At 58.1% G+C, this 12,537-nt stretch carries 13 protein-coding genes; 2 read left to right on the forward strand and 11 right to left on the reverse strand.

All coding sequences use genetic code 11. The features are described from left to right. Nucleotides 1-79: 79 nt before the first annotated feature. Nucleotides 80-1,069 carry an Abi family protein gene (locus JFU37_RS11265; protein WP_201115364.1) on the forward strand — a complete coding sequence of 330 codons (990 nt, stop codon included), beginning with the start codon at nt 80-82 and terminating at the stop codon, nt 1,067-1,069. An 87-nt stretch (nt 1,070-1,156) separates the two neighbouring features. Here JFU37_RS11265 and JFU37_RS11270 read toward each other — a convergent pair whose 3' ends face one another. From JFU37_RS11270 to JFU37_RS11285, 4 genes are all read right to left on the reverse strand, one after another. After that, nucleotides 1,157-1,999, reverse strand: coding sequence for an oxidoreductase (locus JFU37_RS11270; RefSeq protein ID WP_201115365.1), 843 nt, complete (start codon nt 1,997-1,999; stop codon nt 1,157-1,159). Nucleotides 2,000-2,066: 67 nt separating this feature from the next. Continuing rightward, nucleotides 2,067-2,777 carry an SDR family NAD(P)-dependent oxidoreductase gene (locus JFU37_RS11275; protein WP_201115366.1) on the reverse strand — a complete coding sequence of 237 codons (711 nt, stop codon included), beginning with the start codon at nt 2,775-2,777 and terminating at the stop codon, nt 2,067-2,069. A 43-nt stretch (nt 2,778-2,820) separates the two neighbouring features. Continuing rightward, complete coding sequence (locus JFU37_RS11280; RefSeq protein WP_201115367.1) at nt 2,821-3,477, reverse strand: DsbA family oxidoreductase; 657 nt, start codon at nt 3,475-3,477, stop codon at nt 2,821-2,823. After that, on the reverse strand, nt 3,474-3,695 hold the full coding sequence (locus JFU37_RS11285; protein WP_046045533.1) for a tautomerase family protein: 222 nt from the start codon (nt 3,693-3,695) through the stop codon (nt 3,474-3,476). Before JFU37_RS11285 ends, JFU37_RS11280 begins: the two co-directional genes overlap by 4 nt. Nucleotides 3,696-4,415: 720 nt before the next feature. Between JFU37_RS11285 and JFU37_RS11290 the strand changes: the two genes are divergently transcribed. Beyond that, nucleotides 4,416-4,709 carry a DUF3077 domain-containing protein gene (locus tag JFU37_RS11290; RefSeq protein WP_201115368.1) on the forward strand — a complete coding sequence of 98 codons (294 nt, stop codon included), beginning with the start codon at nt 4,416-4,418 and terminating at the stop codon, nt 4,707-4,709. 326 nt (nt 4,710-5,035) lie between these two features. Here JFU37_RS11290 and JFU37_RS11295 read toward each other — a convergent pair whose 3' ends face one another. From JFU37_RS11295 to aguB, 7 genes are all read right to left on the reverse strand, one after another. Next, on the reverse strand, nt 5,036-5,809 hold the full coding sequence (locus JFU37_RS11295) for a DeoR/GlpR family DNA-binding transcription regulator (protein ID WP_201115369.1): 774 nt from the start codon (nt 5,807-5,809) through the stop codon (nt 5,036-5,038). Nucleotides 5,810-5,864: 55 nt separating this feature from the next. Continuing rightward, entirely contained in the window at nt 5,865-6,866 is a 1,002-nt protein-coding gene (gene pdxA / locus JFU37_RS11300; RefSeq protein WP_201116473.1) for a 4-hydroxythreonine-4-phosphate dehydrogenase PdxA, read from the reverse strand. A gap of 5 nt (nt 6,867-6,871) precedes the next feature. Next, a complete protein-coding gene (locus JFU37_RS11305) occupies nt 6,872-8,152 on the reverse strand; it encodes a four-carbon acid sugar kinase family protein (RefSeq protein ID WP_201115370.1) in 1,281 nt (426 codons plus the stop codon). After that, the gene (locus JFU37_RS11310) at nt 8,149-9,162 is read right to left on the reverse strand and encodes a 2-keto-3-deoxygluconate permease (protein ID WP_201115371.1); all 1,014 of its coding nucleotides are present in this window, start codon (nt 9,160-9,162) and stop codon (nt 8,149-8,151) included. The genes JFU37_RS11305 and JFU37_RS11310 overlap by 4 nt, the downstream gene beginning before the upstream one ends. 594 nt (nt 9,163-9,756) lie before the next feature. After that, a complete protein-coding gene (locus tag JFU37_RS11315; protein WP_201115372.1) occupies nt 9,757-9,969 on the reverse strand; it encodes a hypothetical protein in 213 nt (70 codons plus the stop codon). Nucleotides 9,970-10,215: 246 nt separating this feature from the next. Continuing rightward, complete coding sequence (gene aguA / locus JFU37_RS11320; protein ID WP_201115373.1) at nt 10,216-11,322, reverse strand: agmatine deiminase; 1,107 nt, start codon at nt 11,320-11,322, stop codon at nt 10,216-10,218. Nucleotides 11,323-11,327: 5 nt separating this feature from the next. After that, nucleotides 11,328-12,206, reverse strand: coding sequence for an N-carbamoylputrescine amidase (aguB, locus tag JFU37_RS11325; RefSeq protein WP_201115374.1), 879 nt, complete (start codon nt 12,204-12,206; stop codon nt 11,328-11,330). Between the last annotated feature and the right edge of the window lie 331 nt (nt 12,207-12,537).

A 12,537-nucleotide genomic window follows, 5' to 3' on the forward strand; every position in this document is an offset into this window, starting at 1 on the left:
CCAACACACCCGCCAAGCCTAGGTTGACCCAGTCAGCAAGCTCAAATCGTGCGGGTTTTTTTTGCCTGGAGAAAACTACATGAGGCCCTTCGACAAGCCGGCCCTCAGCGTAGAACAGCAATTGGAACTGCTAAAGCAACGAGGCCTGAATGTCGCCAACAACGACCGGGCCATGCGCTTCCTCGAAGTGGTCACACTGTTTCGTCTGAGTCCCTACATGCGCCCCTTTCAGGAACAAGGACCTGATCACACCTTCAAGCCGGGTAGCACCCTGAAAGCCGTCGTCGACATTTACCGATTCGATAGCTCATTACGGCGGATAACCATGGACGCCATCGAAAGGGTCGAAGTCGCCGTACGAGCAACCATCAGCAACTACATGTGCCCAAAATATGGACCTGACTGGATTGCTGACACGTCGGTCTTTTCTTCGTCCTACTCGCATTCCGGGCTATTACGCCCGCTCCGTGAGCAACTGAGTAAAGAGCGCAGTAAATTCGGGCGCGAGATTGATCGCATCAAAAAAGGTCGACAGGGAGATGGGCTCCACCAACAAAGAATCGAAAATCGTATGCGCGATAACTATTTTCGATACTACGGCGCGACCTACGCCCACCCAGAGCTACCGCCCGCGTGGGCGATCCTGGAAGAGCTCAGCCTCGGATCGGTATCCACCCTCTTCAATGCCATTGGCAGAAGTGCCGACAAGAAAGCTATCGCAGCCAGATTCAGCCTGCCATTCGAAGTATTGGCCTCTTGGCTACACACCTTGACCTTCATTCGAAACTGCTGCGCACACCACTCTCGATTATGGAACCGGGAACTCTCGATTCGACCCTCGCTACCCAAAGAGTGGACCATTCCAAATGCGGCCGCCGACAGACCTCAGCCAAAGCAACGTCTTTATATTGCGTTGACGATCCTCGCCTATCTGACCGATTTGATCAGTCCAGACAGCCTGTGGAAGCCTCGACTCGCAGAAATCATCGATAACCAGGAATCAACAAACTTGAGCCTCATGGGATTTCAAAGTACGTGGAAACGTCAACCGCAATGGCGTCTCGAATAAAAAAACGGCACGAAAAAAAAGCCCTCGTAGAAATACGAGGGCTTTGTTGTTTCCGGGGTTTTAATTTTCAGGTCGCGGTGGGGTCGATCAGTCGAATTCCGTCGACGCCGAAAGATGCTCCCAGGCGTCGATTTCAGCCTGAAGGTGGGCAATCTTTTCGCGCACCAGCCTCACCGCATCCTTACCCAGCAACAGATGAACCGGCGGCTTTTCAGCCGCGACCAGGGTCAACAATGCCTGCGCTGCCTTGCGCGGATCGCCAGCCTGCTTGCCACTCTTCTCTTCCCGCGCCTTGCGGACCGGATCGAACACCGCGTCGTACTCACCCAACGTGCGACCCGAGCGGATCATCGAGCGCCCCGCCCATTCAGTACGAAACGAGCCCGGTGCCATGGCAGTCACGTGGATGCCCAGGCTTTCCACTTCTTTGGCCAGCGCCTCACTGACGCCTTCGAGGGCGAATTTACTGCCGCTGTAGTAGGCGATGCCCGGCAAGGTGATGAAGCCGGCCATGGAGGTGATGTTGACGATATGCCCGCTGCGCCGCTCACGCATGCCCGGCAGAACCGCCTTGATCATTGCCACCGCGCCAAACACATTGACGTCGAACTGGCGCTGCATTTCAGTCAGTGGCGACTCTTCGAGAATGCCTTCATGACCATAACCGGCGTTGTTCACCAACACGTCGATCCGGCCCACTTCGCTCAGGATGTTGGCCACCAGCGGCTCTATCGCCGGAAAATTGGTGACGTCGAGCACGAACGCTTTGGCGCGATGAGCGTCCAGCGCTTCGAACGCAGCACGCTCGGATTCGCGCCGCACCGTGCCCACCACCGTGTGCCCCGCCGCCAGCGCTGCTTGCGAAAAAGCCAGGCCGAAGCCTGAACTGACCCCGGTAATCAGGAAAACCTTTTGAATGTGGGTGTTCATGGTGCGCTCTCCAATGAAAACGCCGTCGACATTGATCGACGGCGCTGCGGACAGATCAGCTCAGGTCTTAGTGACCGGCGCTCTGCCCACCATCAACGTGCAGGATTTCACCGGTGACAAAGTTGGCGCTGTCCAGATACACAACCGCCTGCGCAATATCACTGATCTCCCCCATGTGCCCGACCGGGTGCAAATTCCCCAGCGCTTCATGAGTTTCCTCGCCATGCATCGGCGTCTTGATGATGCCTGGGGAAACCGCGTTCACCCGAATCCCGCGCTTGGCGTATTCGATGGCCAGGGATTTGGTCGCAGCGTTCAGGCCACCTTTGGTCAATGACGCCAGTACCGACGGCACACCGTCGATGGCGTGGTCCACCAGGCTGGTGGTGATGTTGACGACGTGACCTTTACCTTGTTTTTCCATCTCGGTGATGGCGAGTTGGGTGATGTAGAAGAAGCCATTCAGGTTCACCGACAGCACCGCTGCATAGTCTTCCTGGGTGTAAGCGGTGAACGGTTTGGCGACGAAGATCCCGGCGTTGTTGACCAGGGTGTCGATGCGGCCAAAACGGGCGATGGCTTCACGGATCACTTGCTGGGCGACCGCCGGGTCGCCGATGTCACCCGCTACGGTGAGGATGTCCGGGTCGGTGGACGGTTTGATCGAACGCGAAGTGGCGACCACCTTGTAATCCAGGTCACGGAACGCCTTGACCATGCCTGCGCCGAGACCTTGGGAGGCGCCAGTAATAACGATGACTTTTTTCGAATTGCTCATGATGAACCTCAACTAATAAATGATGGATTAAAAAAGTAAGTAATCAGGCTTCGGCGGTTGCCTGCGCCATTTGTCTCAACATTTGTTCGTAGTACTCGACCGACTGCGAACCGGACACCAGATGACGACCGTTGAGGATCATGGCCGGGACCGAATTGATGCCGCGCTGACGGTAAAACTCTTCAAGCTCACGCACTTCTTTGGTAAACGCTCCGGACGCCAACACCTCTTGAGCCGCCGCCGCATCCAGTCCCGCTTCAGCGGCCAGACGAACCAGCGTCTGGCGATCACTCGGGTTCTGGCCTTCGCTGAAGTAAGCCCGCAACAGGATCTTCTTCAGCTCGATCTGCCGCCCTTCCTGCACTGCCCACAACAGCAAGCGGTGAGCATCAAACGTGTTGTAGAAGTGGCTGCGCTTTTCCAGATCAAACGTGAAACCGATGGCTTCGCCGCGAGCGATCTGCATGGCCTTGCCGGCGGCGACGTCCTCGGCGGTTCGTCCATATTTGCGCATCAAATGTTCGACGGCTTTCTCGCCGACTGCCGGCATGTCCGGGTTCAACTCGAAAGGCTTGTAGGTCAGCTCCACCGAGACTTCACCGGCCACGTTCTTGATCGCATGCTCCAGAGCTGTCGCGCCCAACGCGCACCATGGGCACACCACGTCGGAGATGAAATCGATCGAGACGGACGCGGTCATGACTGGCCCTCCGCCTCCGCCAGTTGCTTGCGGTACTGGGTGGTGGTGATGCCGGCGTAGCCCCAGTTATCGGTGTCGACTTCTTCGATCACGATGTGGGTCAGGTGCGGATCCTTGTTGAGGACGCGTTCCAGGGTCTCAGTGATTTCGGCGATCACCTGAGCTTTCTGCTCCGAGGTAACGCCATCGCGGGTGATGCGAACGCTGACGAAAGGCATGAGGAAGATCTCCAGTGACCTGCTCATCGGGATGATGGGTAGGTGTTGGAGCTCAATGTAGGGAGTTAGCGGGAGGGGATAAAGATGGGGACGGGAACATCATTAGTTACTTGGTGTAATGGGTGCAAACTGATTTATAGCCCTGATAACCCTCTCGGACGACGAATAATCTGTAGGACTTAACCGCCATTCCAGTAGTCCAGTTTTCTACGTGTCGCTGTTTTCCGATTTCAGCGACACGTTCTTGTGATGTGTCGCTGACGACGACACGTACGCCTCGACGCAATTCTGCATTTGCACCGGCCGGACCTCAGAACTTCGAACGGTGTGGCTCGCTTTCATTTCGCGTACAGACTCCAGTAAATCCTTCCGAAACTGGCGCATCTCAACATCCATTCCTGATCTCTCCTTTGTCGAGCATCAAAGGTATCAGCAGGCGTTATCCAAATTATGAAAATTATGGCTGGCCAATAATTATTGCCCAGCCATAAAAATCACTAAAACCTTCAACCCACGCCACCACCTAGCCACGATTGCGCAACCTTCCCCCTCAAGCTACGTTCAATCCGTCGCTGCCAAATCAGCGACCGGGCCTGAGAACTCGAATTCGATGCAGGAACCAACCGGAGTTCTCCATATGTATGCCCGTAATCCATTCAAAATTTTCGCTACTGCTACATCAGGTCACGCCCACCACCACCCAAAAAGCGGAGGTGCACAATGACCAACCCTCAAGACCTGAAAACCATCGGCCTCACCCATTTCTCCTTCCACGCCAACGAACCGCTGTTCCGCATCAATGCTGGTGTCCCGGTGATCCAAGCCCTCTCTCACGCCTCCGACTTGCTCCACGTCGCCAAGCTGCTCGCATCAGACGCCGCCATGGTTCGAGACACTGACCGGCATGCCTGGGCATCTCATTATTTGCAGGATATGAGTAAGGCAATCATCGATGATGTGGTGAAGGTGCTCGACGCACCGTGTAACAACCGAGCCAACAACGTCGTTCCGTGATCTAAATCGCACGCATGATGAAGGCCCCGAATCAATCGTAAATGCCATTCAGTAAAGGAAATTGTAGGAGCGAGCTTGCTCGCGATGGTCGTTAACGATAACGCGTGTTTACTGGCTAAACGCGGCGCTCTTGAGACCATCGCGAGCAAGCTCGCTCCTACAGTGGGCCACATACGTTTGACTGAATGCCATTGCGTTTCGGCTCGTAGCTCTTTAGCTACGTAATGTTTGAGGCCTTGATGTGTCGCCGCGGACGACATGTTGGCAACACGTGTTCCCGAAATTGGATTTTGGCGACATGAGCCCCTATTTCGAGGGGTACGCAATCACCCAACGTCCACTGTTTCCACAGTGATTTGCTTGAGGGCATAAAACGGCGCAAGCGCGGCTTCATCCGCATTGGCACCCGTAATCAACCGCCACTCCCGCTCAATCGGCGTCCAATGCTGTTGCCGCGCGCGGCCGAGTTTGTCGGTGTCGGCAAGGACGACGATTTGTGCCGCCCGTTTGATGATGCATTCCTTCAGATACGCCTGCTGCGCACTCGCTTCGCACAAACCAAATTCCGCGACCACACCGTCCGCGCCGAGGAAGGCTTTGTCGACGCTCAACCGGCTCAATGTCAGCTCGGCCAACGGCCCTAATGTGCTCATGCTCGAACCGCGCAAGTCGCCGCCGATCAAGGTCAGGCGGATGCCTGGCGCATTGGCCAGGGTCATCACGGCCAGCAGGTTATTGGTCACCACGTGCACGTCTTGTCGCGAGCACAGATGATGGGCCAGCGCGGCGCACGTGGTGCCGCCGTCGAGCAGGACAGTGTCGCCGTCCTGGACGTGAGCCGCCGCCGCCTGGGCGATAGCGTCCTTCTGTTCCCACTGGCTGGTTTTGCGCTCTTCGAGGGAGGCTTCCGGTTCATGGACGCCCACCACGGCAGTCGCGCCGCCGTAGGTGCGCACCAGGTGCCGCTGTTTGGCGAGCATGGTCAGGTCGCGCCGCACCGTGGCTTCCGAGACCCCGAGCGCCGCGCTCAATTGCTCGACGTTGGCATCGCCAATGCGTACGAGATCGAGGATGGCGCGGTGGCGTTCGGAGGCTTTCATGGCGGGTCTCGTTGTGTGGACGGTGGTCGATCTTACACGACAGCGCCCGTGCGCCTCATCCCCGTCGCGTGGCAAGCTCCGCACCCTGGCGCAGCGCTTCGAGCAGACTGCGCTCATCGGCAATGCCCTTGCCGGCGATATCGAAGGCGGTGCCGTGGTCGACCGAGGTGCGGACCACGTCCAAGCCAACGGTGACGTTCACGCCCGCTTCCAGACCGAGCACTTTGACCGGGCCGTGGCCCTGGTCGTGATACATCGCCACGACCAGATCGAAGTCGCCGCGTCCGGCGCGGAAGAACAGCGTGTCGGCGGGCAGCGGCCCGGTGACGTCGAGGCCACGTTCCTGCAACAGCTTCACAGCAGGAATGATTTTTTCTTCCTCTTCGCCATAGCCAAACAAACCGTTTTCGCCAGCATGCGGGTTGATCCCGCACACGCCGATTCGCGGTTTGGCAATGCCGGCCTTGATCAGCGTCGCGTTGCCGCGCTCGATGGTGCGCTGGACCAGGCCTGGCTCGATCTTGCGGATCGCGTCGATGATGCCGATGTGGGTCGTGACGTGAATCACCCGCAATTGCGGCGCCACCAGCATCATCGACACTTCGTCGACATTGGTCAGGTGCGCGAGCATTTCGGTGTGGCCAGGGTACTTGTGGCCGCCGGCGTGCAGCGCTTCCTTGTTCAGTGGCGCGGTGCAAATGGCATCAATCTGGCTGGCCTCGGCGAGTTGCACAGCACGGGCGATGTATTGATAAGCGGCGTCACCGGCGATGGGCGACAGCTCGCCGAACGGCAAGTCGTCGGGGATCAGGTCGAGGTCGATGCAGTCGATGATGCCGGCCTCGTACAGCGCCTCGGAGGCGTCCTTGATACGGCGTACTTTGGCGCTGCCGCCGACGATGACGTTGGCCTGCTCCAGACGACGTGCGTCGCCGATCACCAGCGGCCGGCATTGTTGGTAGACGACGTCATGAGTCAGGCTCTTGACGATGATTTCCGGACCGACACCCGAGGCGTCGCCCATGGTGATGCCGATGATGGGGAGGTAGTTGCTCATAGTGTTCATTCGAGTCCTTGGATTCGTGTGCGTTGGGGCGAGGAGCGATCGGCGCTGTCGCTCAGGTGTTGCCATGCCGCATACAAGGCGTGATCGGTGCCAAACGCGCCGGCCTTGGTCACAATGCCGGGACGATGCCCTTGCCGGGAAACGGTCGGGCGGGCGAAGGCGACGCCGGCTTCGATTTCTGTCAGCAGTTGCAGACTGTCGATGCCGACGGTGGTCAAGATGGCCCGCGCCGTTTCGCCGCCCGTGGCGATCAGGCCGCCGACCTTGGCGAAATGCGGTTCTACCAGCACGGCCAGCCTGCTTGAAAGTTGCGCGCCCTCCTGGGGATCGAACGCCACATCGCGGCCGATGCGCAGCAGAAGGTCACTCCAGCCATCCAGTTGCTCGCCGATGCGCGCCTGCCAGAGTGCCCAATCGCTATGGGTTGTGCCTTGGCGAAGGACCTCGGGCGGGACCACCAATTCGCTGACTCCGCCACGCTCTTTGAGCAATGCGCATTGACGCTCGCAGACGCCGGAAAGACTGCCCACGAGGATCAAAATCGGCGCCTGACTCTTTTCGATGTCATCGGGTTCAATGACAGCGAACGGCGCTTTGGAGACATCAGGAAGACGGGCAATTTCCCGAGCGAGGCCACCCGAACCGACCCAGAACAGCGGCTGACTCATCGACGCGGTCAGGCGCGCCAGGGTCAATAGATCGTCTTCGGTTTGCGCATCGACGATCAGCGCCTGCATGCCGCTGCGAGCAACCTCGGCAATGTGCAGCGCGAGCGCTTGTTCGTTGCCACGTAAGGTGTCGAGATCCAGCTTCGCAGTGCGAAGGCCTGCGGCAGCAAGCATCGCTTCGACGTCAGCCGGACGATCAAAATTTTCAAGTTTCCAGGTATCGGTGGTTTCCAACGGCTGGCCGTTCACGAACACCCGACCGCCACGCAACGTCCGCCCGGTGGCGGGGAACGCCGGGGCGACGATGGCCAGGCCTGCCAACGGTTGCAGGGCAGCGACTTCGGCGGCCCAGTTACCGCGCAAAGTCGAATCGATTTTCTTGTACAGCCGCTGCCCGGGTTGATGCAGCGCCTTGAACGCGGCGACGGTGCGCTCGGCGGCCTGCGCCGGTGAGAAGCGCCGTGTGTCCGTATCGGCGGCAATCACCTGAGCGTCTGCCTTGTCATTCAACGGATCAAGCGTGACCACCGTTTGCAGCCCCGCGCTCGCAAAACCGATGGCGCAATCCGCCGCGCCGGACAGATCGTCTGCGATGATTAAAATCCTCATCGCAAGGCCTCCCGCTTTTGAGGTTCGAGCGCAGGCTCAGGTATGACGACGGGATTACGCTGCTGCACCCGCTTGGCGACGGCGGCGGTAAGCAGCGGCGCAAGGATTGCTGTCACCACGACGCAAGCCGCCACCAGAATGGTCGCGCTCTTCGCCGCTTCTGCGTACACCGGATTAGCCGCTGCGATCAGCGCAGGGACAGCGGCAGCATTCCCGGCGGTGGTGGCCGCGGCTACGCCGGCGACGCCAGTCCCTCCGGTCAAACGATCAGCGAAGAACAGTGGAATGCCGGTCAACACCACGACCGCAACCCCCATGCCGAGCCCCAGCAAACCGGCTTGCCAAACGTTGTGCAGGTCCAGGCTTGCACCGAGTGCCAGGGCGAAGAACGGGATCATCACCGGAACTGCCTTGGCTAGAAAATCGCGCATGTCACGATCCAGATTGCCCAGCAGCATACCGAGTGCCAGCGGCAGGATGCTGCCCACCAGCGTCGGCCAAGGGAATGCCGACAGGCCAGCGATACCCAAGGTGACCATGGTCAGAAAGGGCCCGGACTCCAGGGACATGACCGAATACGCACCCACATCTTCGGAGCGACCGTACTGCCCCATCAGCGCCATATACAAGCCGCCGTTGGTGTCGTTCATCGCGGCGACGATGGCCAGTGTCGAGATACCGGCAAAGAGCCCTGACGAAACCGGCTGCTCACCCAGGAAGTGCCCAAGCACAATCCCGATGAAAACGGCGATGCCGACCTTTGTCGCCAGCAACGTTCCGCCCTTCTTGAGCAGATAGGGCGTGGACTTGATGTTGATGCTCGCGCCCATGCAGACGTAGAACACCGCGAGGATAGGTAACGCCCCGGTGAACAGCGCATTGGTGAATGAGCCGAAAAACTTTGGCGTGTCAGGCAGGAAGGTTGCCACCAGCGAACCAATCAGCAGGGGCACGATCATCATGCCGCCAGGGATGCGTTCAATGGTGCGCTTGATAGGAATTTGGGCCACGAGGGTCTCCTTTTATAATTGTTTGGTAAGACGTGCATCACCTCGAAACTGACTGAATCGATCATTTGATGATTAACTCAGTCAAATTTATCTTAGGTCATCGTCATAAATTGCGCAAACCAATCATTCAAATGATCGTTTTGATCATTTTTTGGAGGAGAACCTAGTCGTGAAGAACGACTCGAATCGCCCTGTGGCACAGACTAGAGCCTTACAGCGCCTGCTCCTGCCGTTAGGTGCCTCGCTCTGGTCCTGCTTCGTGGGGGCGGTGCGTCAAAATCAAAAGATCGCAGCCTTCGGCAGCTCCTACAGGGAAATGCGTACGCTCTGTAGGAGCTGCCGCAGGCTGCGATCTTTTGATCTTGATCTGTCTGCCCTTTCCCGGAGCAATGCTGGAGTGGTGAAGGCGTGTGGACCTGTGGGAGCGAGCCTGCTCGCGATGAGGCCGGCACATCCAACATCAATGCTGACTGTCAGACCGCCTTCGCGAGCAGGCTCGCTCCCTCACTTAATCCCCTTGAACACAAACCCATCGCCCATAAAAAAAGCGCCACCTTCCCGGCAGCGCTTTTATCAATCCGTTGTTTTTTCTTCTTATCCTTCCATCACATCCCACAACGCTTCCAGCTCCGCCTCGCTGAATAGACCAGCGGGGTAGCGCTCAATCATCGTCCGGCGCGGATCACTGTCTGTGATCTGACGCGTTCCTTTGGACTTCAACCAGTGCGCCAGTATCTGGAGCGATTCGCTGTTTACTGCCAGGGGATGCAACGCCCGCTCGCTCACGACATTCATTTCGGCGTTCATTTCCGCGCTCTCTCCTGGTTTGTGAGCGGCCTAACTTATCCAAGGTTTATGACAGAACATCGCAGTTCTCCCCCTCCCTGTTTCAACCATGACAGATACAAGAGCTGTGCCAATGTTTCTAATGTGTCGACAAGCGGATACAAAAAAGCCCGCAGTCCTGTAGGGCTGCGGGCTTGCTGTCTAAACGCCGGGGTTAAACCTGTGACCGAGCGATTATGTAATCAACTCAAGCTGTTACAACCTCACTCACTGCTTGTGCGGCGCGGGCTGCTGTTGGGTAAGGCAGTGAATATTGCCGCCGCCCAGTAACAGTTCGCGCCCCGGCACCATCACCACTTCGTGCTGCGGGAACAATGCCTGCAAAATCTCTTTTGCCGGACCATCCAGCGGATCGTCGAAGCTCGGTGCAATGATGCCGCCGTTGACGATCAGAAAGTTCACGTAGGAGCCGGCCAGACGAACGGTCGGATTACGTTCCTGAGTACCGTCCACCGGATCCACGCCCGCGCATTCTTCTTCGGTCGCATACAGCGGCCCCGGAATCGGCATCTTGTGCACCGTGAAAGGGCGACCTTTGGCGTCGGTGCTGCTTTCCAGCACTTTCATTGCAGCCTGGCAACGCGGGAAGTTTGGATTCTGCGGGTCGTCGGTCCAGGCCAATAGCACTTCACCCGGACGCACGTAGCAGCAGAAGTTATCCACATGGCCGTCGGTTTCGTCGTTGAACAAACCGTCCGGCAGCCAGATGATTTTATCCACAGCCAGATTCGCGCAGAGCACTGCTTCGATTTCCGCACGGTTCAGGTGCGGATTGCGATTGCGGTTGAGCAGGCATTCTTCGGTGGTGATCAGGGTGCCTTCGCCGTCAACGTGGATCGAACCGCCTTCGAGCACGAAGCCCTCGGTGCGGTAGCGCTGGCTGCGCTCGATCTCGAGGATCTTGCCGCCCACCTGCGAATCACGGTTCCACGGCGAATACAGACCACCGTCGAAGCCGCCCCACGAGTTGAAGTCCCAGTTCACACCGCGGACTTCAGCGCTGTTATTGATGACGAACGTCGGGCCGGTGTCGCGAACCCAGGCGTCGTCACTGGACATTTCCACTACGCGAATATTCGGCACGTCGAGACGGGCACGGGCGTTTTCGTACTGGCCGGCGGAGACTGCCACCGTCACCGGTTCAAAACGCGCGATGGCCTTGGCCACCGCCACGTGTGCGGCTTGCGCCGGTTTTCCACCCAGGCGCCAGTTGTCCGGGCGCTCGGGCCAGACCATCCAGGTTTGGGTGTGTGGCGCCCACTCGGCCGGCATGTAAAAGCCGTCGGCGCGGGGCGTGTTGTTTAAGGTGGTCATGACGATCAGGACTCCAGGGAACCGTCGAGGGTTTTGATAGCACCATACAGGTTCGGGCGGCGGTCACGGAAGGAGCCCCAGGCACTACGGATGTGCTCCAGCTCATCGAGGTCGAAGCTCTGAACCAAAACGCCTTCTTCGGTTTTGTCGAGTTCCTGAACCTTCTCGCCGAACTGGTTGGCGATGAATGACGAACCGTAGAACGTAATGTCGTAGCCATCCTGCTCTTCGTTGCCGATACGGTTGCTGGCGATCAACGGCATCAGGTTGGCACCGGCATGACCTTGCTGCACGCGCTGCCAGTGGTCACGGGACGAAATGGTTTTGTCGTGAGGCTCGCTGCCGATCGCCGTTGGGTAGAACAGAATTTCCGCACCTTGTAACGCCATGCTGCGGGCGCATTCCGGGAACCACTGGTCCCAGCAGATGCCGACGCCGATTTTCGCGTAACGGGTGTTCCAGACTTTGAAGCCGGTATCGCCCGGGTTGAAGTAATACTTTTCGTGGTAGCCAGGGCCGTCCGGGATGTGGCTTTTACGATAAATCCCGAGGTTGCTGCCATCGGCATCGATGATCGCGATGCTGTTGAAACGCGCGCGGCCAGCCAGCTCGTAGAAGCTGATCGGCAGAACGACTTGCAGTTCTGCGGCAACTTTCCGGAAATGCTTGATGGCGACGTTGTCTTCAACCGTCGTGGCCAGCTGCAGGTAATCCGGATTCGGCTTCTGACAGAAGTACGGAGCCTCGAACAGTTCCTGGATCAGGATGATCTGCGCTCCTTTGGCTGCGGCCTCACGGACCAGCTTTTCTGCAGTCTCGATGTTGGCTTCAAGGTCCCAGGAACAGGCCATCTGGGTGGCGGCAACGGTAACGATACGGCTCATGAATCATCTCCGGGAAGTGCTGAGGGTCGAGTGTGGCATCGACCGATGACAGAAATGGGAAGCACCGGGCGTGGAGGTTCACGCCGTGTGCAATGGCGACTTTATAGCCGATAAAAATCGGCTTTTAAAGCTATAAATATGCCTTCTGTCTAAAATTACACACTTAAACCCGATAACAATCGAATTAACACCCCATCACTGTAGGAGCGAGCTTGCTCGCGAAAAAGCTCAAGAACGCCGCGAGCTGTCAGGCTGCAGCGTTATCGTTCACGACCTTCGCGAGCGAGCTCGCTCCTACAGGAGTGAGCTTGCTCGCGAAAAAGCTCAAGAA

Source organism: Pseudomonas sp. TH41 (assembly GCF_016650695.1).
In the GTDB taxonomy this organism is placed as follows: Bacteria; Pseudomonadota; Gammaproteobacteria; order Pseudomonadales; family Pseudomonadaceae; genus Aquipseudomonas.

What these genes read in the sequence shown, in the direction of transcription:
- JFU37_RS11265 (WP_201115364.1), top strand. Translation starts at nt 80, where the DNA reads ATGAGGCCCTTCGACAAGCCGGCCCTCAGCGTAGAACAGCAATTGGAA.
- JFU37_RS11270 (WP_201115365.1), bottom strand. Translation starts at nt 1,999, where the DNA reads ATGAACACCCACATTCAAAAGGTTTTCCTGATTACCGGGGTCAGTTCA.
- JFU37_RS11275 (WP_201115366.1), bottom strand. Translation starts at nt 2,777, where the DNA reads ATGAGCAATTCGAAAAAAGTCATCGTTATTACTGGCGCCTCCCAAGGT.
- JFU37_RS11280 (WP_201115367.1), bottom strand. Translation starts at nt 3,477, where the DNA reads ATGACCGCGTCCGTCTCGATCGATTTCATCTCCGACGTGGTGTGCCCA.
- JFU37_RS11285 (WP_046045533.1), bottom strand. Translation starts at nt 3,695, where the DNA reads ATGCCTTTCGTCAGCGTTCGCATCACCCGCGATGGCGTTACCTCGGAG.
- JFU37_RS11290 (WP_201115368.1), top strand. Translation starts at nt 4,416, where the DNA reads ATGACCAACCCTCAAGACCTGAAAACCATCGGCCTCACCCATTTCTCC.
- JFU37_RS11295 (WP_201115369.1), bottom strand. Translation starts at nt 5,809, where the DNA reads ATGAAAGCCTCCGAACGCCACCGCGCCATCCTCGATCTCGTACGCATT.
- pdxA (WP_201116473.1), bottom strand. Translation starts at nt 6,866, where the DNA reads ATGAGCAACTACCTCCCCATCATCGGCATCACCATGGGCGACGCCTCG.
- JFU37_RS11305 (WP_201115370.1), bottom strand. Translation starts at nt 8,152, where the DNA reads ATGAGGATTTTAATCATCGCAGACGATCTGTCCGGCGCGGCGGATTGC.
- JFU37_RS11315 (WP_201115372.1), bottom strand. Translation starts at nt 9,969, where the DNA reads ATGAACGCCGAAATGAATGTCGTGAGCGAGCGGGCGTTGCATCCCCTG.
- aguA (WP_201115373.1), bottom strand. Translation starts at nt 11,322, where the DNA reads ATGACCACCTTAAACAACACGCCCCGCGCCGACGGCTTTTACATGCCG.
- aguB (WP_201115374.1), bottom strand. Translation starts at nt 12,206, where the DNA reads ATGAGCCGTATCGTTACCGTTGCCGCCACCCAGATGGCCTGTTCCTGG.